This window comes from Streptomyces sp. NPDC101152, assembly GCF_044768275.1.
Lineage (GTDB): Bacteria > Actinomycetota > Actinomycetes > Streptomycetales > Streptomycetaceae > Streptomyces.
Map to the genome: position 1 here is coordinate 326,483 of NZ_JBIWPO010000006.1, position 26,521 is coordinate 353,003.

General features: G+C 72.4%; 26 protein-coding genes. 13 read left to right on the forward strand and 13 right to left on the reverse strand.

Translation table 11 applies throughout. The annotated features are described in order from the left end of the window. Positions 1–6: 6 nt before the first annotated feature. Positions 7–660, reverse strand: coding sequence for a TetR/AcrR family transcriptional regulator (locus ACIRVK_RS11250; protein WP_404245503.1), 654 nt, complete (start codon positions 658–660; stop codon positions 7–9). 143 nt (positions 661–803) lie between these two features. On the opposite strand from ACIRVK_RS11250, the gene ACIRVK_RS11255 reads away from it, so the two are divergent. Further along, the gene (locus tag ACIRVK_RS11255) at positions 804–1,415 is read left to right on the forward strand and encodes a TetR/AcrR family transcriptional regulator (protein WP_404245505.1); all 612 of its coding nucleotides are present in this window, start codon (positions 804–806) and stop codon (positions 1,413–1,415) included. A gap of 48 nt (positions 1,416–1,463) precedes the next feature. Here ACIRVK_RS11255 and ACIRVK_RS11260 read toward each other — a convergent pair whose 3' ends face one another. From ACIRVK_RS11260 to ACIRVK_RS11280, 5 genes are all read right to left on the reverse strand, one after another. Then, complete coding sequence (locus ACIRVK_RS11260; protein WP_404245506.1) at positions 1,464–1,922, reverse strand: SRPBCC family protein; 459 nt, start codon at positions 1,920–1,922, stop codon at positions 1,464–1,466. 66 nt (positions 1,923–1,988) lie between these two features. After that, positions 1,989–3,368, reverse strand: coding sequence for a 2-oxo acid dehydrogenase subunit E2 (locus ACIRVK_RS11265; protein ID WP_404245508.1), 1,380 nt, complete (start codon positions 3,366–3,368; stop codon positions 1,989–1,991). A gap of 4 nt (positions 3,369–3,372) precedes the next feature. Further along, positions 3,373–4,398 (reverse strand): alpha-ketoacid dehydrogenase subunit beta, encoded by a 1,026-nt coding sequence (locus tag ACIRVK_RS11270; RefSeq protein WP_404245510.1) that lies wholly within the window; start codon positions 4,396–4,398, stop codon positions 3,373–3,375. A 5-nt stretch (positions 4,399–4,403) separates the two neighbouring features. Next, positions 4,404–5,384, reverse strand: a complete 981-nt coding sequence (locus tag ACIRVK_RS11275; RefSeq protein ID WP_404245512.1) for a thiamine pyrophosphate-dependent dehydrogenase E1 component subunit alpha — start codon at positions 5,382–5,384, stop codon at positions 4,404–4,406. 97 nt (positions 5,385–5,481) lie between these two features. Then, on the reverse strand, positions 5,482–5,913 hold the full coding sequence (locus ACIRVK_RS11280) for a VOC family protein (protein WP_404245514.1): 432 nt from the start codon (positions 5,911–5,913) through the stop codon (positions 5,482–5,484). 357 nt (positions 5,914–6,270) lie between these two features. Here ACIRVK_RS11280 and ACIRVK_RS11285 point away from each other — a divergent pair, with 357 nt between their 5' ends. The 4 genes from ACIRVK_RS11285 (at position 6,271) to ACIRVK_RS11300 (ending at position 10,418) form a co-directional block, all read left to right on the forward strand. Next, entirely contained in the window at positions 6,271–7,431 is a 1,161-nt protein-coding gene (locus ACIRVK_RS11285; protein WP_404245580.1) for an aromatic ring-hydroxylating dioxygenase subunit alpha, read from the forward strand. A 29-nt stretch (positions 7,432–7,460) separates the two neighbouring features. Next, positions 7,461–8,252: an SDR family NAD(P)-dependent oxidoreductase gene (locus ACIRVK_RS11290; protein WP_404245516.1), complete on the forward strand. Its 792-nt coding sequence runs from the start codon at positions 7,461–7,463 to the stop codon at positions 8,250–8,252. Positions 8,253–8,293: 41 nt separating this feature from the next. After that, positions 8,294–10,030, forward strand: a complete 1,737-nt coding sequence (locus ACIRVK_RS11295; protein WP_404245518.1) for a PEP-utilizing enzyme — start codon at positions 8,294–8,296, stop codon at positions 10,028–10,030. A 64-nt stretch (positions 10,031–10,094) separates the two neighbouring features. Further along, the gene (locus tag ACIRVK_RS11300; RefSeq protein WP_404245520.1) at positions 10,095–10,418 is read left to right on the forward strand and encodes a putative quinol monooxygenase; all 324 of its coding nucleotides are present in this window, start codon (positions 10,095–10,097) and stop codon (positions 10,416–10,418) included. Positions 10,419–10,487: 69 nt separating this feature from the next. Here ACIRVK_RS11300 and ACIRVK_RS11305 read toward each other — a convergent pair whose 3' ends face one another. The 4 genes from ACIRVK_RS11305 to ACIRVK_RS11320 are packed head-to-tail and all read right to left on the reverse strand — an operon-like array spanning position 10,488 to position 13,459. Next, the gene (locus ACIRVK_RS11305) at positions 10,488–11,516 is read right to left on the reverse strand and encodes an NADP-dependent oxidoreductase (RefSeq protein WP_404245522.1); all 1,029 of its coding nucleotides are present in this window, start codon (positions 11,514–11,516) and stop codon (positions 10,488–10,490) included. 4 nt (positions 11,517–11,520) lie between these two features. Further along, positions 11,521–11,736 (reverse strand): transposase, encoded by a 216-nt coding sequence (locus ACIRVK_RS11310; protein ID WP_404245524.1) that lies wholly within the window; start codon positions 11,734–11,736, stop codon positions 11,521–11,523. A 5-nt stretch (positions 11,737–11,741) separates the two neighbouring features. Further along, positions 11,742–12,068, reverse strand: coding sequence for a 2Fe-2S iron-sulfur cluster-binding protein (locus ACIRVK_RS11315; protein WP_404245526.1), 327 nt, complete (start codon positions 12,066–12,068; stop codon positions 11,742–11,744). Next, entirely contained in the window at positions 12,053–13,459 is a 1,407-nt protein-coding gene (locus ACIRVK_RS11320; protein WP_404245528.1) for an SRPBCC family protein, read from the reverse strand. The genes ACIRVK_RS11315 and ACIRVK_RS11320 overlap by 16 nt, the downstream gene beginning before the upstream one ends. Before the next feature lie 392 nt (positions 13,460–13,851). Between ACIRVK_RS11320 and ACIRVK_RS11325 the strand changes: the two genes are divergently transcribed. Genes ACIRVK_RS11325 through ACIRVK_RS11340 form a run of 4 tightly spaced genes read left to right on the forward strand, consistent with a single transcriptional unit; the run spans position 13,852 to position 18,756 of the window. Then, the gene (locus tag ACIRVK_RS11325) at positions 13,852–14,991 is read left to right on the forward strand and encodes a sugar ABC transporter substrate-binding protein (protein WP_404245530.1); all 1,140 of its coding nucleotides are present in this window, start codon (positions 13,852–13,854) and stop codon (positions 14,989–14,991) included. A 33-nt stretch (positions 14,992–15,024) separates the two neighbouring features. After that, positions 15,025–16,602 carry a sugar ABC transporter ATP-binding protein gene (locus ACIRVK_RS11330; RefSeq protein ID WP_404245532.1) on the forward strand — a complete coding sequence of 526 codons (1,578 nt, stop codon included), beginning with the start codon at positions 15,025–15,027 and terminating at the stop codon, positions 16,600–16,602. 1 nt (position 16,603) lies between these two features. Further along, a complete protein-coding gene (locus ACIRVK_RS11335) occupies positions 16,604–17,716 on the forward strand; it encodes an ABC transporter permease (RefSeq protein ID WP_404245534.1) in 1,113 nt (370 codons plus the stop codon). After that, a complete protein-coding gene (locus tag ACIRVK_RS11340; protein WP_404245536.1) occupies positions 17,713–18,756 on the forward strand; it encodes an NAD(P)-dependent alcohol dehydrogenase in 1,044 nt (347 codons plus the stop codon). Before ACIRVK_RS11335 ends, ACIRVK_RS11340 begins: the two co-directional genes overlap by 4 nt. A 68-nt stretch (positions 18,757–18,824) precedes the next feature. On the opposite strand, the gene ACIRVK_RS11345 is transcribed toward ACIRVK_RS11340, so the two are convergent. The 3 genes from ACIRVK_RS11345 to ACIRVK_RS11355 are packed head-to-tail and all read right to left on the reverse strand — an operon-like array spanning position 18,825 to position 21,659. Next, a complete protein-coding gene (locus tag ACIRVK_RS11345; protein WP_404245538.1) occupies positions 18,825–19,592 on the reverse strand; it encodes a ThuA domain-containing protein in 768 nt (255 codons plus the stop codon). A 1-nt stretch (position 19,593) separates the two neighbouring features. Next, positions 19,594–20,358 carry an SDR family NAD(P)-dependent oxidoreductase gene (locus ACIRVK_RS11350; RefSeq protein WP_404245540.1) on the reverse strand — a complete coding sequence of 255 codons (765 nt, stop codon included), beginning with the start codon at positions 20,356–20,358 and terminating at the stop codon, positions 19,594–19,596. A 47-nt stretch (positions 20,359–20,405) separates the two neighbouring features. Continuing rightward, positions 20,406–21,659, reverse strand: coding sequence for an acyl-CoA dehydrogenase family protein (locus ACIRVK_RS11355; RefSeq protein ID WP_404245542.1), 1,254 nt, complete (start codon positions 21,657–21,659; stop codon positions 20,406–20,408). Positions 21,660–21,854: 195 nt separating this feature from the next. On the opposite strand from ACIRVK_RS11355, the gene ACIRVK_RS11360 reads away from it, so the two are divergent. The 4 genes from ACIRVK_RS11360 to ACIRVK_RS11375 are packed head-to-tail and all read left to right on the forward strand — an operon-like array spanning position 21,855 to position 26,273. Next, positions 21,855–23,390 (forward strand): AMP-binding protein, encoded by a 1,536-nt coding sequence (locus ACIRVK_RS11360; protein WP_404245544.1) that lies wholly within the window; start codon positions 21,855–21,857, stop codon positions 23,388–23,390. Positions 23,391–23,426: 36 nt separating this feature from the next. Then, positions 23,427–24,032, forward strand: a complete 606-nt coding sequence (locus tag ACIRVK_RS11365; RefSeq protein ID WP_404245546.1) for a histidine phosphatase family protein — start codon at positions 23,427–23,429, stop codon at positions 24,030–24,032. Positions 24,033–24,064: 32 nt separating this feature from the next. Beyond that, positions 24,065–25,255, forward strand: coding sequence for an acetyl-CoA C-acyltransferase (locus tag ACIRVK_RS11370; RefSeq protein ID WP_404245548.1), 1,191 nt, complete (start codon positions 24,065–24,067; stop codon positions 25,253–25,255). Positions 25,256–25,313: 58 nt separating this feature from the next. After that, complete coding sequence (locus ACIRVK_RS11375) at positions 25,314–26,273, forward strand: PDR/VanB family oxidoreductase (RefSeq protein WP_404245550.1); 960 nt, start codon at positions 25,314–25,316, stop codon at positions 26,271–26,273. The last annotated feature ends 248 nt before the right edge of the window (positions 26,274–26,521 follow it).

The window sequence follows — 26,521 nt, forward strand, 5'->3', positions numbered from 1 at the left end:
CCGTCGTCAGGCGGACGCGGCGCTCTGTTCCGCTTCCGCGGCGATGATCCGCAGCGCCGTCGCCCTGACGGCCTGCTGCAGGTGGCGCTGCGGCAGGCCGGCCAGCGGGCCCCCTTCCGCCCGCAGTGCGGTGACCAGCGTGGTCGTGCTGATGAGGGTGCGCACCGCGAGGGCCTGCGCGGCGTGCCTGGCCCGCGCGGCGCGCGGGCTGCGCGTGGTCGCCTCGGGGAGGTAGTCGTAGCCGCGCTGGATGTGCCGCTGCTCGAACTCGTCGCGCAGCAGCTTCACGTTGCCGTTGGCGGAGGCGATCTGCACCTGGAAGAGCCGGGCCTCGTCGGGGTTGCCCTCCACCCAGTCCCAGACGGCGTCGATGACCCGCAGCAGCCCTTCGGCGTCACCCGGCGCGGTGTCCGGACGTGCCTTCTCCACGACCAGGTTCAGCTCGTCGAAGACGCGGCGCATGGCCAGTTCGAGGAGTTCTTCCTTGCCCTGGAAGTGGTAGTAGACGGCTGTGGGCACCACCTCGGCCTCGTCCGCGATGTCCTGGACGCTGGTCTCGGCGAACCCCTTGCGGCCGAAGACGCGCACGGCGGCGGAGATGATGTGCTGGCGCCGAGAGGGCCGGTGCGCCGGCTGCTTGCCGTTCTCCGTGCTGGCCATGCATGTTCCCCTTACGGCTGCCGAGCCCGGTGCCGTCGCGTCCGGACACTGCCCATCCTATCGAGTAACTCTCCCGCGTCACCGCCGTAAATCCTGTTTCTGCGGGGAGACTCGGGGTACCTCGGTTGGGCATACTTGACACCATGACGACTTCCGGAAGCCGCGCCGCCCACCGTCCGTCGCGTCGGCAGTGGGTGATCGAGGCGGCCACGGACCTCTTCGCGACCCAGCCCCCGGACGAGGTGACGGTGGCGGACATCGCGGCCCGCGCGGAGATGACGTCCGCCGCGGTCTACTACCACTTCTCCTCCAAGGACCAGGTCCTGGTGGAGGGCATGCGGGTGTTCGCCGCCGCACTGGGCGACCAACTGGAGTCGTTGACCGGGGCGCACGCGCCCGGCTCGGGCATCGGTTCGGAGGTCACCGCGCTGCTGGCGTGGCTGGCCGAGCACCGGTCGGCCGCCACCGTCTTCTTCGTCTCCTCGGCCGGGATGAGCCAGGAGGCGGAGGTGCTGCGCCACGGGATCCGGACGCGGCTGCTGGAAGAGCTCGTGCGCCTGGTGCGCAAGGAGTACGAGCCGGTCACCGACGCGGAGGCGGCGGTGACCGGCCTGGCCTTGCTGGCCCTGCTGGAGAACGCGGCGATCTCGCAGATCAGCGGCGACGACGTCTACCGGGCGCTGGGGCACCGGGCGTTCACCAAGGAGGTCGACCGGCTCGCGGAGCGGATCGCGGGGGCGGCCGGCGACGCGTGAAGCCCGCGCCGGGCGGCACGGGCTTCGTCGCGGTCGCGCGAGGTGCGCTCAGCCGGGGGTGACGCGGCCGCGCCAGGCTCCGGACTCGCCGCCCCGGCGCTCGATGTACTCCTTGAAGCGCCGCATGTCTCCCTTGACGCGCCGGTCGATCGTTCCCGTCAGGTCCGCGGCCTTCTCCGCGGCGCCGGAGGGTTCGACGTCCATGACGAGTTCCACCCGGGTGTGGGTGTCGTCCACCCGCTGGAAGCGGACCATGCCCTTTTGCCGGGTGTCGCCGCTGGTGGTGCGCCAGGTGATCCGCTCGTCGGGGAGCTGGTCGACGATCTCGGTGTCGAACTCCCGCCGTACTCCGCCGATCTTGGTGGTCCAGTGGTTGTGGCTGTCGTCGAGCTGGGTGACCTGCTCGACGCCTTCCATGAAGTTCGGGAACTCCTCGAACTGCGTCCACTGGTTGTAGGCGGTGCGGACGGGGACCTCGACCTCGACGGCTTCCTTGACCATGCTCATGTTCGGCCTCCTCTCGACTCGTCACGTCGGCGGGTACCCACGTGAGGCCGGACCACGGACACGGGCTCAGACCAGCAGGCGCAGCGGCTTGCGGAGCAGGCCCTCCACGGTGCGCAGGAACTCCGCTGCGGGGGCCCCGTCGACGGCACGGTGGTCGAAGGTGAGGCTGAGGGTGAGCACCCGCGTCCGCCGGGGCTGGTCGTCGTTCCACTCGACGCCGTCCCTGAGCCGGCCCACGCCGAGGATGGCGACGTTGCCCGGGTTGATCACGGGGGTGAAGAAGTCGACGCCGTACCCGCCGAGCGAGGTGACGGTGAACGTGGCTCCTTCCAGCCGCGCCGGGGAGACGCGCCCCGCGCGGCAGGCGTCGGCGAGTTCCCTCGACCGGCGGGCCGTCTCGGCCAGCGTGAGCTTCGCCGCGTCCTCGATGACGGGCACGAGCAGGCCGCCCGGTACGGCGACGGCGAACCCGAGGTGGATGCCCTCGTAGAGGTGGATGCCGTCCTCGTGGACGCCGGCGTTCAGCAGCGGGTGCTCCTTGAGGGCCAGTGCCGCCGCCCGCAGCAGGAAGTCGTTGAGGCTGGGCACCGGCAGGTCGCTGTCGGCCCAGTCCTGCTTGAGCCGCTCCCGCAGGTCCACGACGGCGTCCATGCGCACTTCGTATCCGTGCGTGAGCTGCGCCATCTCCTGCAGGCTTTCGTGCATCCGGCGCGCGATGGTGCCGCGCATGCCGGTGAGCGGCAGGACGTCACCGGGCTGTGGCGCGGCTGCCGGGCCCCGGCCGACGGCCGGTGCTGCGGCGGGCGGCACGGTGTCGAGGTCGGCCCTGCGGATCCGGCCTCCCGGGCCCGTGCCGCGTATGCCGGCCAGGTCGAGACCGCGCTCCTTGGCGAGACGCCGGACCAGCGGAGACACGGCCACGGCCTCGTCGCCGGGCAGGGTGAGGGGGGTCTCTTGCACGGGGACGGCGGCGAGGAAGTCCTCCACGTCCTCGGAGACGATGCGGCCCCCGGGTCCGGTGCCGCGCAGGGCACCCAGGTCGACGCCGGCCGCGGCCGCCACCCGGCGTGCGTTCGGGGAGGACAGGACGCGCGACCCGTGGCGGGCCGCCGTGCCGTTGACGGAAGGGGCCGCGGGTACGGCTTCAGCGGCGCCCTGGGTACCGGGCCCGGCGGGCATCGGCGTACCCCCCGGGCCCGGTGGCTGCTCGCCCTCGGCCAGCAGCCAGCCGATGAGGGCACCCGCCGGGACGGTCGTTCCGGCCGGGACGACCGGGTGGAACAGGCCTCCGGCCTCCGCCTCGACGTCCACGTCGACCTTGTCGGTGGCCAGCCGCAGCAGCGCGTCGCCCTCCGCGACGGCGGCGCCGGCCGGCACCAGCCACTCGTCGATCGTGCCCTCCTGCATGGTCAGGCCGATCTTCGGCAGCAGAACCTCCACCGCCATGCCGTCACGACCTTTCGAGGAGCCGGCGGCAGCCCTGCGCGATGCGGGCCGCGTCGGGCACGTACGCCTTCTCCAGGACCGGGGAGAAGGGAACCGGGGAGAAGGGGGCGCCGATGCGCAGGACCGGGGCGTCGAGGTGGTCGAACGCGGCGTCCTGGATCTGGGCGGCGATCTCGGCGCCGAGCCCGCCGAAGGTGACGGCCTCGTGCACGACGAGCACCCGGTTGGTGCGGCGGGCGGACGCGATCATGGTCTCGGTGTCCAGGGGCTGCACGGTACGGGGATCGATGACCTCGATCTCGACGCCCTCGGCGGCGAGTTCGTCCGCCGCTGCCAGCGCCTCGCCCACCATCCGGCCGAGGGCGACGACGGTGACGTCGGAGCCCGGCCGCGCGGTGTGGGCCTGGCCCAGCGGGATGCCGTAGACGTCCTCCGGCACCTCGCCCTTGCTGCCCAGCAGCACCTTGTTGAGCATCACGACGACCGGGTTGTCGTCCCGGATGGCGGAGACCGTCAGGCCCTTGGCGGTGTAGGCGTCGCAGGGCATGACGACCTTGAGGCCGGGCACGTGGGCGAGCCACGCCTCCAGGCTCTGGCTGTGCTGGGCGGCGGCGCCGAGGCCGGCACCGGAGGCGGTGGTGATGGTGAGCGGCACCGACACGGCACCGCCGAACATGTACTTCATCTTGGCGGCCTGGTTGACGATCTGGTCCAGGCAGACGCCGATGAAGTCCATGAACATCAGGTCCACCACGGGGCGCAGGCCACGGGCGGCGGCTCCGACACCCAGCCCGACGAGAGCGGCCTCGGAGATCGGGGTGTCGATCATGCGGCGGGGGCCGAACTCGTCCAGCAGGTTGTCGAACATGCGGAAGACGCCGCCGTAACCGGCCACGTCCTCTCCGGCGACGAAGACGTTCTCGTCCTCGCGCATGGCCTGCGCCAGGCCCTCGTTGAAGGCCTTGACGTAGGTCAGGGTGCGGGCCGTGCCCTGCGGGGCGACGGCCGGCGCTTCGGTGATGGCGGTCATGTGGGTCACCCCGAGTAGACGTTGAGGAGCAGGTCGGCGGTGTCGGGCAGCGGGCTGGACTCGGCGTGGGCGATGGCCTCGGCGATCTCCTCGCGGGTGCGCCGCCACACTTCGTCCAGCTCGGCGCGGGTGGCGGTGCCGTCGGCCACGGCGCGCGCCTCCAGCAGGTCGATCGGGTCGCGGGCCTTCCACTCGTCGACCTCCTGCTGCGAGCGGTAGGGGTGCCTGAGGCCCTTGACGCCCTGGTGGTCGTAGTAGCGGTAGGTCTTGGCCTCGATGAACACCGGTCCGCCACCGGCCCGGGCGCCGGCGACGGCCGCGGCGGCGGCGCGGTGGACGGCGACCGCGTCCATGCCGTCGACGATCACGCTGGGCATGCCGTAGGCGGCGGCCCGGTCCGCGACGTCGGTGAGCAGCATGTGCTTGGACTGCGGGGTGAACTCGGCGTAGCCGTTGTTCTCGCAGACGAACAGCACCGGCAGACGCAGGACGGCGGCCATGTTGGCGGCCTCGTGGAAGGAGCCGATGTTGGTGGCGCCGTCGCCGAAGAAGGTGACGGCGACGCTGTCCTCGCCCTTGTAGCGGGCGGCGAAGGCGGCGCCGACGGCGATCGGGATGCCGGCGCCGACGATGCCGTTGGCGCCGAGCATGCCGAGGCTGACGTCGTTGATGTGCATGCTGCCGCCGCGGCCGAGGCAGGCTCCGGTGACCCGGCCGTACAGCTCGGCGTACATCTGCCGGAAGCCGACGCCCTTGGCGACCGCGTGGCCGTGCCCGCGGTGGGTGGAGGTGATCTGGTCGTCGTCGCGGAGCGCCGCCATCACGCCGGCGGCGACGGCCTCCTGGCCGACGTAGAGGTGCAGGAAGCCGGGGAGCTTGCCCGCCTCCATGAGCTTTCCGGCCTCCGTCTCGAACAGCCGGATGCGCACCATGCGCTCGTGGAGGTCGCGCACGACCTGCGGCTCGTGCGGTGGTGTCTCAGCCATCGTCCGCCCCTTCGTCCCGAGGGAGGTGTCCCACCGAGGGGACTTTCTTTTGCCGGTCTACAGTAACCAGCAGAGGGCACCTTACTGAAGAGGTTGTCTAATTACTACGGCGGTCGACCAACTCGACGACATTGCCCTCCGGATCCGCCCAGAAGCTGATGCGCCGTTCGCGCGCCCGCACCACGATGGGCGAGGACAGCGGCCGGGCACCGGCGGCGGGCAGTGCGGCGACGACGGGATCGATGTCGTCGAGGTGGAAGGTGAGATACGCCAGGCCCCGGCGCGCGGTGAGCGGTTCGGCCGCCGGGACGGATGCGGCGGCGACCTGAGGGCGTATCAGCTTGATCCGGCCGCCGGCCGGTACCTGGAGCCAGACGACCCGCGGCTCGCCGCCGAGGCCCGCCGGTCCCCCGATCTCCCGCGGCACCACCGAGCGGTGCACCGGACGGCAGCCCAGCGCATCGCGGTAGAAGCGCTCCATCACCTCCGCGTCCGCGACCACGATCCCCGCCTCGAAGGGCTGGGTCATCGGCACAGGGAACTCCACCGGTCATCACCCCAAGCTGGAGCCAGTCACTAGAAAGATTCCCATGCGCCCGAGCGGCTCCGGCGCCTGAGGGCGAGGTGAAGCAGGCGTCACCGACCTGCTTCTTCCGTACTTACTATTGACAGACAACACTAAGCCCTGTTGTTTTGTCGCTCACAGCCCAGCCGTCGCAACCGGAGCCGTTCCCCAGCTCTCGGCTGGGAGGATTGTGAGGACACAGTGGTCCGGACGAGTTCACCGGCGCCCCAGGAGACGACTGACCAGCCTCAGCCGCCCCGGGCCCCCGAATACACCTCATGGATCAGCCGGGACCGGTCCCCCGACCCGTCCGCCGTGGCGATGCGCCAGGACGCGGCCGAACTCCTCGAACGCGTGCTGGAGCACTACCGCGCCGGTACGACGCACGAGGCCGCGGACCAGTGGACGGAACCCGTCGCAAACTATCTCGACGCCGACCGCTGGCAGCGCGAGACGGACGCCGTCCACCGCACCGTCCCCCTGCCGCTCGCCATGTCGTGCGAGCTGCCGGGACCGAACACCTACAAGGCGATCGACGTGCTCGGCCTGCCTGTCCTGATCACCCGCGACCGGCAGGGCGCCGTCCACGCGATGATCAACGCCTGCCGGCACCGCGGGGCCAAGCTCCTCGAACCCGGCTGCGGTGTGTCGAAGCGACTCACCTGCCCCTACCACTCCTGGTCGTACGACCTGAGCGGCGAGCTGCGGGGCGTGTACGCGGAGAGGACGTTCGGCGACGTGCCGCGCGAGGGCCGCGGCCTGGTGCGGCTGCCGGCCGGCGAGCGTGCCGGAATCGTCTTCGTGTCGCTGGACCCGGCCGCCGAGCAGGACCTCGACGGCTGGCTGGGCGACCTGCTCCCCCTCCTGGAGGGACTCCGCCTGGCGGAGTGCCACCACTACGCGACCAGGGAACTGACCAGTCCCAACTGGAAGGTCACCCTGGACGGTTACCTGGAGACGTACCACTTCGCCTCGCTGCACCCGAAGACGGTGTTCGAGACGAACCTGTCGAACATGATGGCCCACGACACCTGGGGCCCCCACCAGCGCATCGCGCCCGCCCTGCGGCCCATCGCCCAGGCGGTGGACCTGCCGGCGGACCAGCGCGATCCGGGGGACTGCGTGGGCCCCATCTACTGGCTCTTCCCCGGGCTGGCGATCGCCGGCGGCTGGCGGCAGAAGATCGCCGTCTCGCTGGTCCTCCCCCGGACGGCCACGGAGTCGGTGACCCAGCAGATCATCCTGCTGCGCGAGCCGGCCGTCACCGACGAGGAGCGCGCGGCCGCCGACCAGTTCGGCGAGTGGTTCCACGAGGTGGTCCGCGACGAGGACTACGCGACGACGTACGGGGTCCAGCAGGGGCTGAAGGCCCTGGCGGGCGCCGGCACCGACTTCGTCTTCGGGCGCAACGAGCCCGGCCTCCAGCACTTCCACCGCACCATCCACGACCACCTGGACAACGCACCGAGAGCCGCCAGGTGAGCAACCCACAACAACCGCAGGAGAACACCATGGTGGCTACGGGCAGCCTCGACGGACGTGTCGCGGTGATCACGGGCAGCACGCGCAGCATCGGCCGCGCCATCGCCGAGGCCTTCCTCGCCGACGGCGCGACGGTCGTCATCAGCGGCCGCAGCGAGGTCAAGGGCAAGCAGGCGCTGGAGGAGATGGACGCCGGTGACCGGGCCGTCTTCCACGCCTGCGACGCCAGCAGCCAGGCGGACATCGAAGGGCTCGCCGACTTCGCGGCCGAGCGGTTCGGGCGCCTCGACATCTGGGTCAACAACGCGGGCGGCACGCAGGGCTTCGCCCCCGTGCACGAACTCAGCGACGAGGCCTGGAACCACGCCCTCGCCTTCAACCTCAACGCCTACTTCTACGGCATCCGGCGGGCGCTGCCGAAGATGCTTGAACACGGCTGGGGCCGCGTCATCAACATCTCCTCCGTCGAGGGCAAGCAGGCCAACAAGCCCGCGATCAGCCACTACATCACCAACAAGCACGCCATCCACGGCCTGACCAAGGCGACCGCCTTCGAGTACGGCACCCAGGGCATCACCTGCAACGCCATCTGCCCCGGCGCCGTCGACACCGACCTGATGCGGGCCGCGGGACCGGCCGCCGCCGAGGCCGAGGGCATCAGCTACGAGGAGTGGCTCGGTCGCTTCGCCGAGCACGCCGCCACCAAGAAGATCACCACGGTGGAGCAGATCGCCGCGGTCGCCTCGCTGCTGGCGAGCGACGCGGGCGCGGGCATCACCGGCACGCTGATCAGCGTCGACGGCGGAACGGCACAGTGGTAGGCCCCGGCGGCACCGGGACGGAGAGCGGGAGACCCACGGCCATGAAGAGCTGGATCACGGACTGGCAGCGCAGTGAGCGGCTGCCGCACTACACCCGCGCCAACGCGGGCGAGACCCTCCCGGAACCGGCGAGCCCCCTGGGCTGGACGCTGGTGTGGGGGCCCGGCCTGCAGGGCTGGCGCAAGGGCTTCGTCGGCTTCGGCGTCTACCACGAGCGGGAGGTGACCGGCCCCCGGCCGCCGTTCGTGGGGATGTTCGGCGGCTACTTCTACCTGAACCTGTCGCACATGCGGCTGTTCGGCATCCGGATGGGCCAGACGGCGGACCAGATCGACGCGGCCTTCGTCGGCCAGCGCTCCGACACCCCCGCGTACGCCCCGCACCCGGAGGACCAGGACGAGGAGCTGACGGCCAAGGCGGGCGCGACGCTCCAGCGGATGCTGGGCCAGACGAGCTTCCCGGAGGCCGACGCCGACCGGGAGCGGCTGCGCCGGCTGCGCCGCGAGCGGCCCGACCTCACGCGGCTGTCCGAGGCCGAACTGGTCGCGTACGCACGCTCGTTGCTGGGCGAGGTGGAGATCACCTTCCAGCGGCACGTCGAGTCCTCGCTGCCCGCGTCCGTCGGACCGGCGATCCTCGGTCCGCTGTGCGCTAGCGTGCAGCGCCCCGACGCCATGCTCGACCTCATCGGTGGTCTCGGCGACGTCGACTCGGCCTCCCCCTCGACCGGCCTGTGGACGCTGTCGCGCCAGGTCGCGGCCTCGGCGGAGCTGACCGCCCTGTTCGACCAGGGGCCGGCCACGGTGGCACGGGCGCTCGACGGTGCGAGCGGGGACGTGAAGGCCTTCCGGGACGCGCTCGAGGAGTTCCTCGCGGAGCACGGCGACCGCGGGCCCAACGAGTGGGACATCCACGCCCTTTCCTGGGAGGCGGCCCCCGTCCAGGCACTGGCCCTGGTCGACCGTATCCGGCACAGCGCCGAGGACGACTCCCCCGCCGCCCGCAGGCAGCGCCTGACCGAGCGGCGGGAGCGGACGGCGAGCGAGATCCGCGCCCTGCTCCCCGAGGAGGCGCAGCCGATGCTCGACGCCGGGCTGCACGCGTCCGCGGTGTGGATCCCGGCCCGCGAGCGCACCAAGGCCAACTGTGTGACCGTCGTCAACGAGATCCGTATGGCGGTACGGGAGCTCGGCCGTCGCGGCGTCGAGGCGGGGCTGTTCGCCCGGCCTGAGGACGTGATGATGCTCCTCGACACCGAGCTCGACGACTACGTCACGGACCCGGGCCGCTTCCGCGAGGTCATCGCCCGGCGGCTCGAGGAGTACGCGGGCCTGCACGAGCTGGAGCCGCCGTTCTTCGTGGCGGACGACGCGCGCACGGAGATCGACACCTGGCCGCGCCGCGCCGAGGAACGGACCGAGGCGGCGGACGAGGGCGCGGTGCTCAGCGGGGTGGGCGGCAGCCACGGCACCTACACCGGCACGGTCCGGGTGGTCACCGACCCGGCCTCCTGCGAGGCGCTGGAGCCCGGCGAGGTGCTGGTGGCGCCGATCACGGACGCGGCCTGGACCCCGCTGTTCCTGGTCGCGGGGGCGGCCGTGGTGGACGTGGGCGCGCTGAACAGCCACGCCGTGGTGGTCTGCCGCGAACTGGGCATCCCGGCTGTCATCTCCGTGGAGGGCGGCACGCGGCGGCTGCGCGACGGGATGGTGGTCACGGTCGACGGCGACAACGGCACGGTCACCGTGGACAGCGTTCCGGCGGCGATCGGCAGCTGAACGGCCGCGGGCCCGTCGCCTCGCAGGAGCGGGGCGACGGGCCCTTGGGCATGAAAGGGCGGACATGGCAGAGCAGGCAGAGCAGATCATCGTCTCCGGCTGGATGGACTACGAGGTCGCCGACCGCGACGTGATGCTGGGGCATCTCGTCGAGCTGGGCCGCCGTACCCGTGCGGAGGAACCCGGCTGCCTGGACTACGCGATGACCGCCGACCCCACGGAGGGCCGGCGGATCCGCGTGTACGAGCGGTGGGTGTCGCAGCAGGCGCTCGACGCGCACTTCACCACCGCCCACATGAAGGAGTTCCGGGCGGCCTCGTCCGGCCTGGTCCGCGTGGGCGTCAGTCTGCAGGCCCACATGGTGGCCGCGTCGCGTGTCATGCGCTGAGACCGATGGACGAAGGGTCCGCGGGCAGTCTGCCCGCGGACCCTTCACGCTTTCCCGCTCACTCTGAGGTCACGGTGAGCTCAGCCTGACCAGCATCTTGCCGACGTTGCCGCCCGCGAGCAGGGACAACAGCGCCCCGGGCGCGTTCTCCAGGCCGTCCGCGACCGTCTCCCGGGCGGTCACCTCTCCCGCGCGCAGCCAGCCGGCGACCCGGTGCTCGAACTCGGGGCGCAGGTCCTCGTGGTCGCGCACGATGAACCCGCACAACGTCAGGCGCTTGAGGACGGCCTGGATCAGGTGGTTGATGTCGACGGTCCTCCGCTCGCCGCCGAACTGCGACATCATGCCGCACAGCGCCACCCGGCCACCGGTCCGAAGCGCGTGCAGGGCCGCGGCGAGCTGCTCGCCGCCGACGTTGTCGAAGTAGACGTCGACACCGTCGGGCGCCAGGCCGGCCAACGCCTCGCGCACGGGGCCGGCCCGGTAGTCGGCGGTGGCGTCGTAGCCGAACTCCTTCACCAGCAGGGCGCACTTGTCGGGCCCGCCCGCGGTGCCGAGGACGCGCTCCGCGCCGAGCAGCCGGGCGAACTGCCCGGCGGCGCTGCCCACCGCTCCCGCCGCCGCCGAGACCAGCACGGTGTCGCCGGGGCGGACGTCGGCGATGCGGGTCAGCCCGACGTAGGCGGTGAAGCCGGTCTGGCCGAGCAGGCCCAACCAGGTGGGAAGGGGGGCGAGTTCGGGGTCGATGCGCCCGGCGCCCTCGGTGTCGGCGGCGTCGAGGACGGCGTGCTCCCGCCAGCCGAGCTGATGGCGTACGAAGGTGCCGGGCGGCACCGCTGCACTGCGGCTCTCCTCCACCACGCCCAGGGCCCTGCCGTCGAGCGGGGCGCCGGGGGTGAAGTTGTGCGTGTAGTGCTTCTCGGTGCTCTCCAGCCGGCCGCGCATGGAGGGGTCGACGCTCATGTACAGATTGCGGACGAGCAGTTGGCCCTCGCCGAGCTGCGGCAACGTGCGCTCCTCGACGGCGAAGTCGGCGGGGACGGGCTCGCCGGCCGGGCGGCGCACCAGGCGGACCACCCGGGTGGTGCGGGGGGTCACCGGCTCACTCCTCGGGCTGGCGTGCCGAGCGCCGGCGGGCGAGCCTGCCCACCCAGCCGGCCAACTGGAGGTCGGCGTGGCGCAGTTCGCCGGACTGCCAGCGGGCCTGGAAGTCGAAGATGCCCCGGGCCCCGGTGCTGGGGTCGGTCACCTCGACCAGTCCGTCCTCGGTGAGCCGGTACACGTGCCCGGTCAACGGGTGGATGACTTGCTTGGGCATGGTGCTCACTCCTGCACTCGGCGGCGCACGCCGCGTTTGGTCACGGTCACCGGGCCGGCCACCCGCAGCTGGCAGGCGAGCCGGGTCCGGCCGTCCACCGGCTGCCGCAGGGCCTGGATGCCCTCGCGCTCCAACGGGCCCACGGGTGAGCAGTTCTCGGCGCCGTCGTCGACCTCGACGAAGCAGGTGCGGCAGGTACCCTTGCCGCCGCAGACGGTGGGCCAGCGGTAGCCGAGCCGCTGTGCGGCGCTGAACAGGTCCTCGCCGTCCAGCACGTCGAGTTCGGCGCCCGAGGGCCGGACCGCCACCCGGTGGGTCACCTGTCCATCCACTCGTCGAGCGTCCGGTTGAAGTGGCGGATGCGGCTCTCCTGGTAGTTGGCCAGGGTGATGCCGGGCTTGCGCATGGTCTTCAGCCCCTGCTGCACGTAGGGCAGGTTCTCGCAGTCCTGGTCGAAGACGGGCCCGAGTACGCCGAGTTCGGGGATGTCCGCGAAGAGCATGTCGTCCGGCACCCAGCGGATCTCGGCCGGGGGCGGCACCTTCCCGGGCTCCTTCGGGGCCGACATGAAGATGATCTCGGCGATGCAGGAGTCGGGGTCGAGGCCGTTGGGCCGGAACCGGTAGACGATGTTGGACTTGGCTCCGCCCCAGGGGTTGAAGTTGGGGAACAGCAGGTAGTTGACGGCGTCCAGCAGTTCGGTGTCGGCGGTCTGGGAGAAGTCCTGGCTGGACGTGGCCGCCAGCTGCCGGCGCATCCGCTCCGCGAGCACCTGGCGGGCGGTGCCGCCGGGCGGGATCGCGGGCAGCTCGTCCCCCTCCTCCCGCACCAGGTCGCGGCCCTGGGCGGCCGAGTAGAAGGCGCGCGAGTCGTAGAACGTCTCCAGTACGTCCTCCTCCGTGACGGAGTCGGCGACGTGCGGGCTGGGCGCGCCCTGGATGTTGATCATCCGGTTCCAGTTCGGCTGGTCGGCCATGACGTCGTACTGGGAGTTGGCGTCGGCGAGCCAGGGCAGCATCTGCGGGTGCGTGGCGATGACGTGGAAGGACTCGATGAACGCGTCCTGCGCGACCTTCCAGTTGCAGGGCAGCACCTTGGCGACGTGCAGTGACTTGTAGCGGTCCTCCAGCGGCCAGATGTAGTGCTCGTCGAAGGTGCCGCGGTAGCTGTCGAATGACTCGGCGCAGGGGTCCATGTTGATGAAGACGAAACCGCGCCAGGTCGCCACCCCGGCCTCGGGGAGCGCGAACTTCTCCGGATCGACGTGCGGGAAGTCCCAGGCGCACGGCGGGGTCCGCATGGTTCCGTCGAGGTTCCAGGCGAAGCCGTGGAAGGGGCAGCGGAACTCGCCGACGTTGCCGCCGCCGGTGCGCAGCTTGCGGCCGCGGTGCAGGCACGCGTTGACGTAGGCGCGGATCTCGTCCGGTGCCGTCCGTACGACGATCAGCGAGTCGGTGCCGATCTCGTAGACCTCGTGGTCGCCGACCTCGGGGATCTCGCTCTCCAGGCAGGCGAACTGCCATACGCGGCGCCACACCTGCCGCATCTCGCGCTCCGCCCACTCGCGGGAGACGAAGCGCGCGGAGTCGATGTCCTCGCTGCCCAGGTAGTCGTTCCGGTCGAACCTCAGGGCGGCGGGGACCGGCCGGCTGTCCCGGTCGAGGTAGTCCTGGACGGTGGGCCCGGGGCACCGCGCGGTGCCCAGCTCCGTTGTTTCGTCCATCATCTCTCCTCCGGCAGAAACTTTAGAGTGAGTGTAGTTAGGCGGTAGGGCCGGGAGCAACACTCACGGTGGCGCCAGAGGTGACAACAGCCGCGTTCACCTCGCAATTGTGCGCAGTCCGGGAAATTTATTGACCCGACCCCCTCCCCAAGCCCGTCGGGCCGTGTCACACTCCAGCCCACTTGAGGCTGTAGTGCCTCAAAAGTTTCTCGTCTCGGCCGGGGTCCGACTTCCCGGCCCAGCGTCGCCCGGGGACACCCCGGCGGCCCCCGCCGTCCCCCACGACGGCGATCTGCAGCTCACTCTTCCGCCTGACCGGAGCCGATCGCCGCGAGCGCGCCAGCGACGCGGGCCGCGGCAGCGCAGGCACCACACCTCGGGAGTACTCGACGATGAGTTCCAGACCCGGTCGCGCGGTCCGCCGCGCCCTCACCGCCACCATCCCCCTCACCGCCCTGCTCACCCTGAGCGCCTGCGGCAGCGGCACGACCCCGGCCGCCCAGTCCACGCAGGCGGCGGCGAACTCCCCCGGCCTCACGGCGGCCCGCGCGGCCTTCCAGAAGTACTCCGCACGCCCGGACGCGATCCCGGTCACCGAGCCCGTGGGGAAGAAGATCCCCCGGGGCAAGCGGATCGACTTCATCCTCTGCGGCGTGCAGTCGTGCAAGGACCTCGCCGACTTCTTCACCGCCGCCGCCGGACAACTCGGCTGGAAGGTGCGGCAGATCGCCACCCAGGGCACCCCCGAGTCCGTCCAGGCCGCCTACGACGAGGCCGTGCGGGACAAGCCGGACGCCGTCGTCGCCTCGGGGTTCCCGCGCGCCGTCTACGCAAAGCAGCTCGCCGAGCTCAAGGCGGCCGGCATCCCCGTCGTCCAGTCGAACGCCGACGACGTGCCGGGCGACGGCGTCTCGCTACTGAAGAACGGCCCCAAGGACGTCGCCGTCCAGGGCGAGATGATCGCTTCGTGGGTGGTGTCGAGCAGCGACGCCAAGGCGGACACCGTGTACTTCGACCTCCCGGCCTACACGATCCTCAAGCCAGTCAAGGACACCTTCGCCGCCAAGTACAAGCAGTGGTGCGCCGGTTGCGCCCTCGACAACGTCGACGTACCCATCACGGCGGTGGGCAAGGACATGCCGGACCGGGTGGTGTCGTACCTGCGCTCGCACCCGAAGGTGACCCACGTGGTCTTCTCCCTCGGCCTGCTCAACGTCGGCGTTCCGGCCGCGCTGAAGACCGCCGGGATCACCGGCAAGCACATCGTCGTCAACGTCGGTGACGCGCAGAACTACCAGTACATCCAGAGCGGGCTCACCGACGGGGCGATGGCGCTGAACTCGCACGAGACGGCGTGGCTCCAGGTCGACGCGCTCGCCCGGCACTTCACCGGCCGGCCGATGGACGTGGACCAGCGGGCGGTGCTGCCGAACATGCTGGTCACCAAGGACAACCTGCCCTCCGCCGACGGGGACTTCCCGATCGTCAAGGACTACCAGGCGCAGTTCAAGGCCCTCTGGGGACTGAGCTGACCGGCCCCGCGCGCACGAGGCAAGGAGAAGCGGGTGCACGCTGACATGTCACCGGGGACGCGACACGAGGCGGACGGTCCGGCCGATCCCCCGCAGCACCGGGACCGCCCGGTGCTGCGGGTGGCCGGGCTGTCGAAGAGGTTCGGCGCGACGCAGGCGCTGCGCGACGTCGACCTGGAGGTCGCGCACGGCGAGATCCACGCCCTGATCGGGCCCAACGGCTCCGGCAAGTCGACCCTCATCAAGATCCTCGCCGGATACCACCACGCGGAGCCGGGAGCGGTCGCCGAACTCGACGGCGAGCCGTTCGACCTCGGCCAGGTCAGCGCCTCCCGGCACGACCGGCTCCGCTTCGTCCACCAGGAGCTGGGGCTGGTCGGCGAGTTGAGCGCCATCGACAACCTCGCCCTCAGCCGCGGCTTCGCCCGCACGGCCCTCGGCAACATCCGCTGGCCGGAGATGGAGCGGCGCACCACCGCCTTGGTGGAACGGTTCGGCCTCGGCATCGACGTCCGCCGGCCACTCAACGGGGCCTCCCCCGTCCAGCGTGCGGTGGTGGCCATCGCCGCCGCACTGCAGGGCTGGGAGGGCCGCCGCGGTGTGCTGGTGCTCGACGAGCCGACGGCCGTGCTGCCGCCGGGTGAGGTGGCCCGGCTCTTCGACATCGTGCGCGAGGTCCGCGCCGCCGGTGCGAGCGTTCTGTACGTCTCGCACCGGATGGACGAGATCTTCGCGCTCGCCGACCGGGTCACGGTGATCCGCGGCGGACGACGGATCACCACCCGCCGCGTCGCCGACCTGACGCCCCGCTCGCTGGCGGAGCTGATGGCGGGCGAGGAGGCGGCCACCGGCGAGCGGCCGGCCCGTACGCCCGCCGGGGGCGAGGCGGTTCTGGAGGTGCGCGACCTGTGGGCCGGGCCCCTGCGCGGGGTCGGCTTCGACCTGGCCCGGGGCGAACGGCTCGGCATCACCGGGCTGGTCGGCTCCGGCCACGAACTCGTGCCCTACGCGGTGTGCGGGGCCCACACCGGGCCGGTACGGGGCAGGCTGCGGCTGCCGGAGCACTCGGAGCGGTGGACGGACGCGGCCGGCGCTCGCGCGCTGAGCCTCCCCCTGGTCCCGGCGGACCGGGCGGGAGAGGGGGTGATCGGCGACTTCTCGGTCGGCGAGAACCTCACCCTGCCGCTGCTGCGCCGGCTGAGCGACCGGGGCGGACGGCTCAACCGGCGCCGCGAGTCCGCGCTCGTCGACGAGTGGATCGAACGGGTCGCGGTGCGCACCGCCGGACGCGGCGCCCGGATCACCACCCTGAGCGGGGGCAACCAGCAGAAGGTCGTGGTGGCCCGCTGCCTGGCCCAGCGCCCGCCCGTACTGGCGCTGTGCGAACCCACGGCCGGCGTCGACATCGCCACCCGGCTGCAGCTGTACGAGCTGATAGAGCGCCAGGCCGACGAGGGCATGGGCGTCGTCGTCTCCTCCTCCGACACCCAGGACCTGCTCGCCCTCTGCACCCGGGTCCTGGTGGTGCGGGACGGCCTCGTCGCACGGGAGATCAGCGGCCAGGACATCACCGAGTCCGCGCTCGTCCACGCCATGGAAGGAACCGAGTGACATGACATCCACCCCGACCCGGGCGGCGGGAACCGTGCCGTCCCCACCGGACGGGCCCGCACCGTCCGCCCTGCGGGCCCGGGGCCGGCGAGCGGCCTCGGCGCTGTCCTTCCGGAACATCGGCGCCGTGTACGTGTGGCTGGTCATCGTCGTGGTCTTCTCGTTCTGGGCGCCGGGGACCTTCCCGACCCTGATCACGGTGAAGCAGGTGCTCAACGGCAACGCCGTGGCCGGGCTGGTGGCGCTCAGCGTCGTACCGCCCCTGGCCGCACGCGTCTTCGACCTCTCGGTCGCCTACACCATGTCCCTCACCAGCGTGCTGACCGCCCGGTTCCTGGTCTCCGCCGGACTCGGCCCCGGCAGCGCCGTCGCCCTGGCGATGACGGCCGCGCTGCTGGTCGGCGTGGTCAACGGGGTCGTCGTGGTGTTCCTGCGGGTCGACTCCTTCATCGCCACCCTGGCCACCGGCGCGCTGATCCAGTCCGTGATCACCATGGTCACCGACGACAGCTCCATCACCGGTGTACGGCTGCTCGCCAAGCCGTTCGCCGACATCGCCCAGCTCGACGCCGGCGGCATCACCCTGCCGGTGCTGTACCTGCTGCTGGCCGCGGTGGCGATCTGGTTCCTGCTGGAACACACCGCCACCGGGCGCCGGTTGTACGCGACCGGCTTCAACCCCTACGCCGCGCGCCTGCAGGGCGTGCGCACCGACCGGCTCCGGTTCCTGACCCTGATGGCCTCCGCGCTGCTGTCCGGCTTCGCGGGCGTCGTCTTCGCCTCGTCGGTGGGATCCGGGTCGCCGACGGCCGGCACACCGTATCTGCTGTCGGCCTACGCGGCGGCCTTCGTCGGGGCCACCCAGCTGCGCGCGGGCCGCTTCAACGCCTGGGGCACGGTCCTCGCGGTGCTGCTGCTCGGCACCGGCATCACCGGGCTCGGGCTCGCCACCAGCGCGCAGTGGGCCGCCAGTCTGTTCACGGGCGCGGTCCTCATCATCGCGCTGGTCCTCACCGGCGGCCGGCTCGCCCTGCCGGTGCTGCCACGCCGACGCAAGTCCGCGCTGCCGGGCGCCGACGACGCCGTCCGCCACGACAAGGAGGTCCGACGATGAAGGCCGTTCAGTACCGGAAGGTGGGTCGACCGCCCGAGGTGGTCGAGGTACCGGTACCCGAGCCGGGTCCCGGCCAGGTGCTGCTGAAGGTGACGGCGGCGGGACTGTGCCACTCCGACCTGGCCGTCATGGGATGGCCCGAGGAGCAGTTCCCGTATCCCCTGCCCCTGACGCTCGGCCACGAGGGCGTGGGCACGGTCGCCGCGCTCGGCAGCGGGGTCACCGGTGTCGCGGAGGGCGACGAGGTGGCGGTGTACGGGCCGTGGGGGTGTGGCCGCTGCCGGGCGTGCGCCGAGGGCAACGAGAACTGCTGCCCGCACGCCGTCCCGCTGGGCATCATGCCGCCCGGACTCGGCTCCCCCGGCGCGCTCGCCGAGTACATGCTGGTGGACTCGCCCCGCCACCTGGTGCCGCTGAACGGCCTCGACCCCGTCCAGGCGGCCCCGCTCACCGACGCGGGCCTGACGCCGTACCACGCGATCCGCAGGTCCCTGCCCAAACTGGTGCCGGGCAGCACGGTGGTCGTCATCGGCGTCGGCGGGCTCGGGCATCTCGCCGTCCAGCTGCTGCGCGCCCTGACCCCCGTCCGGGTCGTCGCGCTCGACGTGAACAAGGAGAAGCTGGAGCTGGCGCGCTCGGTCGGCGCGCACGAGACGCTGCTCTCCGACGCCGAGGCGTCGGCGCGGCTGCGGGAGCTCACCGGCGGCCTGGGTGCGGAGGTGGTCCTGGACTTCGTGGGCGTCGAGGCGACCCTGGCCGTCGCGGCCGCCTCGGTGGCGACCGGGGGTGACGTGACCGTCGTGGGCATCGGCGGGGGCACGCTGGCGGTGGGACTCGGCGGCGGACTGCCCTTCGAGGTCTCCGCCTGCGCCCCCTACTGGGGCAGCCGCGTGGAGCTCATGGACGTGCTGGAGCTGGCCCGGCGGGGCCTCGTCGCGTCGCACGTCGAGACCTTCTCGATCGAGGAGGCCCCGGCGGCGTACGAGCGGCTGCACGCGGGAGACGTCAACGGCCGTGCGGTGGTCCTGCCGCACGGCTGACGCGGCGTCGGACAGGGACCAGGGCCGGTTCCCCTCAGCGGGGGAACCGGCCCGGCTCGTCGTCGCGTTCAGGCTCCGACGGCCCGCTCCACGCACCGTCGCAGCACCGTCAGGAACTCCGGCGTCCGCCAGGGCCCCAGGTCCACGCGCCCGGTGTCGTCCACACCGAGGTCCTGCACGTCGTACCGCCCCCGGCAGTGCCCGAGGGTGAAGTAGCAGACCTCGCCGCGGCCGTACCGCTTGAGATACAGCACCGGCCGCGGTTCCTCGTCCCGGGCGGCCGTGTCGCCCTCGGCGAAACCCCGGCACGGCCCCGTGTACGCGGCGTGCAGCAACACCTCGATCGCGCCGTGGAGTTCGCAGACGTACAGCTCGTCGGCGACGGTGAACGGCTCGATCCCGGCGACCAGCGGATGGTCCGGCCGGGTCACCCGCACCTGGTACGGCTCGATGGGCGGGTGGGCCAGGAACTGGCTGCCGAGGACGCCGGCGAGTTCGCCGAGGAGCCGCGGGGTGGTGAAGACCCGCGGGCCGCCCGGGGACGGCGGTTCGATGACGGCGTTGGTGCCGTGCAGGGCGAGCCAGCGCCCGCCCCGCTCCACGAAGCGCGTCAGAGCCTTCTGCTGCTCCGCGTCCGGTCGCACGTCGCAGGTGTAGGTGACCAGGACGTCGGCGGCCTCGAGGGCGGGCAGACAGTCGTAGTCCTCGTACACCCGCGTGCGGACGCGCGGCCGGTCCGCGAGGAGTCCCAGCAGCCGCAGCCGCGCGTGGTCGAAGTCGTGCCACCTGCCGCCGCAGACCAGGACGGCGTCCAGGCGTCCGGCCGGGCCCGCCACCTCAGTACTGGACGCGGGTCAGCAGCCCGCCGTCCACCACGAGGTTGACGCCGACGCAGAACGAGCCGGTGCTGCCGAGCAGGAACGTCACCGCGTTGGCCACGTCCTGCGGGGTGCCGTAGCGGCCGATCGGCAGCTTGGCGAGCACCTCCTCGTACACCTCCGGGCGGGCGGTGCGGATGGTCTCCCAGGCGCCGCCGGGGAAGTCGATCGGGCCGGGCGAGACGGTGTTGACCCGGATGCCCTTGGGCGCGAGGGCATGGGCGAGCGCGGAGGCGTGCTGCACGACGGCCGCTTTCATCGCGGAGTACGAGTTGGCGCCGGCGGGGCGGGCGGTGTCGGAGGCGTTGGTCGTGCCGATGGCCACCACGGCGGCCCGGTCAGAGGCCTCCAGGTGGGGCAGGGCCGCCTCTACCAGCCCGGCGAACGGGATCAGGTCACCGCGCAGGCTGGTCTCCCACGAGTCGGGCCCCTTGACGTTGCCGGCCGAGACGTTGGAGACCAGCAGGTCGAGGCCGCCGAGTTCGGTCGCAGACCGCTCGACGAAGCCCGCGAGGGCGGCCGGGTCGGTGATGTCGACCGGCTCGGCGTACACCTTCGCCCCGTCGGCACGCAGTTCGGCGGCGGCCTTCGCCAGCGCCTCCTCGCCCCGTGCGCACAGCGCCAGCTCGCAGCCCTCGACGGCCAGTGACGCGGCGATCTCCCGGCCGATGCCCCGGCTGGCGCCGGTCACCAGCGCCTTCGCGCCCATCAGTCCCGTGTCCATGGGTTTCGCTCCTTCGCTCCTGAAGTGGGGTTGTCGTCGACTGCCGGTCACTCGCCGGGCAGTTCGGAGAAGGGAACGCGGTCCGTGCGCGGCTCGGCGGGCAGTTTCAGCACCCGTTCGCCGATCAGGTTGCGCTGGATCTGGTCGGTGCCACCGGCCAGGCGGTAGCCGGGTGCGCCGAGCAGGTGCTGGGTCCAGGCGAAGGTGTCCGGCTCCCCGGTGTCGGCGCCGATCCTGGCTCCCATGAGGTCGGCGGCCGTCTGCCCGGTGCGGCTGAGCAGGTCGGAGGCCATGAGCTTGGTCAGCGAGGCCTCCGGTCCCGGCCGTCCGCCGGCGGCGCTCGCGCGGGCGACCCGGTCCACGGTGGCGGCGCGCAGCTCGGACCGTACGTAGAGGTCGGCGAGTTGCTGGCGGACCAGGGGGTCCTGGGTGCGGCCGAGCGAGCGGGCGAGGGCGAGGACGTCGGCGAAGGTGCCGCCCTTGCGCCGGTTGCCGCCGCCCGAGGCGGTCCGCTCGAAGGCGAGGGTGGCGGTGGCGACCTCCCAGCCCTGGCCGGGGCGCCCGATCCGCAGCGCGTCGGGGACGCGGACGCCGTCGAGGAACACCTCGTTGAAGGAGGCGCCCCCGCTCATCTGGCGGATGGGACGTACCTCCACGCCGGGGGCGTCCACGGGGACGAGGAAGGCGGTGATGCCCGCCTGTTTGACGACGTGCGGGTCGGTGCGGGCCAGCAGCAGGCCGTAGTCGGCGAACTGGGCGCCCGACGTCCACACCTTCTGGCCGTCGATCACCCACTCGTCCCCGTCCTGGCGTGCGCGGGTGCGCACGGCCGCGAGGTCGGACCCGGCGCCGGGCTCGCTGAAGAGCTGGCAGGCCAGCAGGTCCGTCCGCAGGAAGGAGCGGGCGTAGGTGTCACGCTGCTCCCCGGTGCCGAACAGGGAGACGGCCATCCCCACCAGCCGTACCGTGACGCTGATCAGTTCGGTGGAGGCCGGGACCTCGAAAGCGGACTCCTCCTCGGCGAACGCCGCCGCGTGGGCGGCGGTCAGGCCCGCGCCGCCCTTGTCCCGGGGGAGGGTCAGCGCCTGGTATCCGGCGTCGAAACGGGCGCGCTGATAGGCGCGGCAGTGCTGGAGGAGCAGCCGTTCCTCGTCGTCCGGGAGGTTGTGGAAGACGGCGAGAGCGGCGGCCTGCGTTGTGGACTCGGGCATCCGGCGCGGTTCGAGCACGGTGGCGAGCCACTGCCTGGCCGCCGCACGCCAGACGCCCGTGTCCGGCTGCTCGGGATCCGGTGGGGACATGGCTCCTCCTCGGCACACTTACCAGACGAGAGATTGAGTAACGTCGGTCAGCGAAACCCCGCGGCAACCTCTGGTTGCACCGGCGATCAGCTCCGACTCGGATCAGAGTGTTCCGTACTTTCTTGATAAACGCTACAGTCTCCGCATCGCCTCCCCATGAATTCGGGTGGAGGCCGAGGAGCCGCCGGAGGAGTCATGTCCCTTCCCCCACTCGACCGCCGCGCCCGGCAGACACCCGAGGGGGCCGCCCTGGTGGACGACCGGGGCACCCTGTCCTGGTCCGGGCTCGTCGACCAGGTCGAGCGGGCGGCCGTACGCCTGCTGGAGTTCGCGCCCGGACCCGACCACCGGGTGGCCGTCCTCGGCGACAACGCGATCCCCACCCTCGTGACCCATCTGGCCGGCCTGCGCGCCGGGGTGGGGACGGTGGCGGCGTCACGGCAGCTGAGGGTCGGCGAGCTCGTCGACCAGTTGATCGACGCGGGTGCCACCGCGATCGTCGCCGGGCCCGTCGGCGCGGGTGTCGCCGTCGAGGCGGCCCGCGAGCTGGGCCTGCCGGTGGTGACGCACGGAACCGAACCCGCCGGGCACGCCTTCGACTGGGACCTGTGGCTGGGCGCGGCGCCCGCCACCACGGCGCCCACCGACCGGCCCGCCCGGCCGCCCCTCGTCTACACCTCCGGCACCACCGGCCGGGCCCGCGGCACCGAGGTGCGCTGGGTGCACGCCCCCGTCGCCGACAGCGCCGCCTACCTGGCCGAGCTGGCGGCCCGGCCGGGCTTCCCGCCGGGCCCCCATCTGGTGTGCGGCCCCCTGCAGCACAACGGTCCGCTGACCTCGCTGCGGCACCTGGCAGCCGGGCGTCCGGTGGTGATCCTCGGCTCCTACGACCCGGAGGCTTTCCTGCGCCGTGTCGAGGAGTGGCGGGTCACCTCCGCCGTGATGGTGCCCACCCACTTCCAGCGGCTGCTCGCCCTGCCGGAGGAGGTGCGCCGCCGCTACGACGTCTCCAGCCTGCTCCAGGTCGCGCACACCGGCTCCGCGTGCCCGCCGGAGGTGAAACGGGCCATGATCGACTGGTTCGGCCCGGTGCTCACCGAGTCCTACGGCGCGAGCGAGGCGGGCACACTGGCCCGCATCGACAGCACCGAATGGCTGGCGCATCCGGGCTCGGTCGGACGCGCCCAACGTCCCTTCGAGGTGCTCGTGACCGACGAGGACGGGCAGCCCCTGCCGACCGGCGCGACGGGCCTGCTGGCGTTCCGGGCCCCGGAGGCACACGGCGTGCGCTACCACGCCGACCCGGAGAAGACGAAGTCCGCCTACCTCTCCCCCGGCGTCTTCACCCTCGGGGACATCGGCCACGTCGACGCGGACGGCTACATCTTCATCACCGACCGGGCCGCCGACGTCGTGGTCTCCGGCGGTGTCAACCTGTACCCGGCCGAGAGCGAGGCGGTGCTGCGCCTGCACCCGGCGATCGCCGAGGTCGCCGTCATCGGCGTGCCCGACCCGGACTTCGGCGAGTCGCTGCGGGCGCTGGTCGTGGCCGCCGGGGACGAGCCGCCGGCCGAGGAACTTCAGCGGTTCTGCCGCGAGCGGCTGGCCGCCTACAAGTGCCCGAAGTCGTACGAGTTCGTCCCCTCACTCCTGCGCAACGCCATGGGCAAGCTGGACAAACGCGCGATGCGCCGGCCGTACTGGCGCTCCGAGCGGACCATCGCCGGCTGACCCCCTTCCCACTCGATCCCTCCCGAAGGATCCTCCATGACCGAACTCCTCCTCATCCGGCACGGCCTGCCCCGGGCGGGCGTGTACGACCCCGGGCTGTCGCCGGAGGGCACCGCGCAGGCCGAGCGGCTCGCCGCCTGGCTGGTCCACGAGGACCTGGACGCCCTGTACACCAGCCCGTTCCAGCGGGCGCGCGAGACGGCCGCGCCCCTGGAGCGGGTGACCGGCTTGACCGCGACGGTGCTGGACGACCTGCGCGAGTGGGACACCGACGTCACGCACCCCTACACACCGCCGGAGCAGGTCGACAGGGACGACCCCCGGTCGGTGGCGCTCGCCGAGGGACGCTACGAGGACTTCGTGCCGGACCTGGACTGGGACGCGTTCCGGTCCCGGGCGGTGCGGGCCATGGAGACCATCCTCGACGCACACCCGAGCGGGCGGGTCGCGGCCGTGTGCCACGGCGGCATCACCAACACCTACCTGGCGACGATGCTGGGCCTGCCCCGCATGTTCTGGTTCCACCCCGGCTACACCTCGGTCAGCCGGGTGCGGCGCATGCCCGGTGGCCGGATCGTCCTGCACTCGGTCAACGAGACGGCCCACCTCGTCGCCGAGCGCGCCGTCGACGCCATCGCCTGATCCCCTCATCTCATGGCAAGGAGGTTCCGGCCGTGCCCGGATCCGTCATCGTCGCCGGCGCCAGGACCCCCATCGGGAAGCTGATGGGCGCCCTGAGCACCGAGTCCGCCGCCGACCTCGGCGCACACGCCATCCGCGCCGCGCTCGCCGCCGCGCGTGTGGAACCGGGCGCGGTGGAAGCCGTCGTCATGGGCCACGTCGTCCAGGCGGGGACCGGCCCCAACACGGCACGGCAGGCCGCCGTGCGGGCCGGCATCCCGTTCTCCGTCCCGGCCTCCACCGTCAACAAGCTCTGCCTGTCCGGCCTGCACGCCATCGCCCTGGCCGACCTCATGATCGCCTCCGGGCGGCACGAGGTGGTCGTCGCGGGTGGCATGGAGTCCATGTCGGGCGCGCCGCACCTGCTGCGGGGGTCGCGCGGCGGCTGGAGGTACGGCGCGGCCACCATCGAGGACGCCCTCGACCGCGACGCCCTCGTCTGCGCCTTCGACGGCGTCTCCATGGGCGCGGCCACCGAGCGCTACCAGCAGCCGTACGGCCTCACGCGCGAGGAGCAGGACGAGTACAGCGCCCTGTCGCACCAACGGGCCGCCCACGCCCAGGAGTCGGGCGCCCTGGCCGCGGAGGTCGCGCCGGTCACGGTGGCCGGACGCCGGGGCGAGCGGGTCGTCGACACCGACGAAGGCGTACGACCGGACAGCACCGCCGAGGGCCTCGGGCGCCTGAAGCCCGCCTTCCTGGCCGGGGGCACCGTCACGGCGGGCAACTCCTCCCAGCTGTCCGACGGCGCCGCGGCCGTCGTCGTGATGAGCGCGGACCGCGCCGAACGGGAGGGCCTGACCCCGCTCGCCCGGATCGGCGCCTACGGCACGGTCGCGGGCCCCGACCCCTCGCTGCTCGTCCAGCCGGCCGGCGCGATCCGTGACGCGCTGGCCCGGGACGGCTGCCTCAAGACCGCCGACCTGGACCTGTTCGAGATCAACGAGGCGTTCGCCGGGGTCACCCTGGCCTCCGTGCGCGAACTCGACGTCCCCCTGGAGAAGGTCAACGTCAACGGCGGCGCCATCGCCCTGGGCCATCCGGTCGGCATGACCGGCGCCCGGCTGGTGCTGACCCTCGCGACGGAACTGCGCCGCCGTGGCGGCGGTGTCGGCGCGGCGGCCCTGTGCGGGGGCGGCGGCCAGGGCGACGCCCTGCTGCTGCACGTACCGCCGGGACCCTGAGCCCGCGTGTCCGCCCTCCCCCTTCCCCCCTTCTTCTTACGAGACCAGGTTGACCACCATGCCCGACCAACTGCCCCTGCACGAGGCGCCGCTCGTCGTGGCGGCCCGCACCGAGGCCGCCGAGGGTGTCGTCTGCCTCACCCTGCGCCACCCCGACGGCGAGCCGCTGCCCGCCTGGACCCCGGGCGCGCACATCGACCTTCTCCTGGACGGCGGCCTGATCCGCCAGTACTCCCTGTGCGGCAGGCCGGAGGACCGAGGCGCGTGGCAGATCGCCGTGCTGCGTGAGCCGCAGAGCCGTGGCGGTTCGGTGCAGGTCCACGACAGGCTGTCGGAGGGCGCCACCGTGCGGGTGCGCGGGCCGCGCAACGCCTTCCGCCTGCGGCCTGCTGCCCGCCACCTGTTCATCGCGGGCGGCGTCGGCATCACGCCCGTCCTGCCGATGGTGGAGGCCGCCGAGGCCGCGGGCGCCGACTGGCGACTGCTCTACGGCGGCCGCACCCGCGCCTCCATGGCCTTCCGGGACCGTCTGGCGCCCTATGGGGCCCGCGTCCTGCTCCGGCCGCAGGACGAGTACGGCCTGCTGGACCTCGCGGACTTCCTCGGCACACCCGAGGAGGGGACCCTGGTGCACGCCTGCGGCCCCGAGCCCCTGCTGCAGGCGGTGGAGGCGCAGTGCGCCGCCTGGCCCCCCGGCACGCTCGGCGTCGAGCGGTTCGCCGCTGCCCCGTCGGCCGAGCCGCGCCCCGCCGAGGCCTTCGAACTCGTACTGGCCCGCGCCGGACTCACCCTCACCGTGCCGCCCGACCGCTCGGTGCTGCAGGTCGTGACGGAGGCCGGCGTTCCGGTGGAATTCTCCTGCCAGGAGGGCACCTGCGGCACGTGCGAGACCGACGTGCTCGACGGCACGCCCGACCACCGGGACTCGCTGCTCAGCGAGGACGAGCGAGTCAGTGGCGACACGATGCTCATCTGCGTCTCCCGCTCCCGCGGTCCCCGCCTGGTCCTGGATCTGTGAAGCGGCGTCCGCCCCTAGTGCCGCGGCAGGCGACGTTCGCCCCGTCGCGACGCCCGGCACGCCGAGAGGACGCTCCCCCACTGTCGACTTCGCTCGAGCGGGAGGGGCCCCACGACGCCGCTCCTTACCCGGGCAAACGTCGCCTGCCGCGGCACTAGTGCAGCGCCGCATTGATCTTGCGGGGGTCATGCGGCTTTGAGTGGGGTGCCGTCGTAGGTCCAGCGGAACGGCTGAGCCTCATCGTCGTA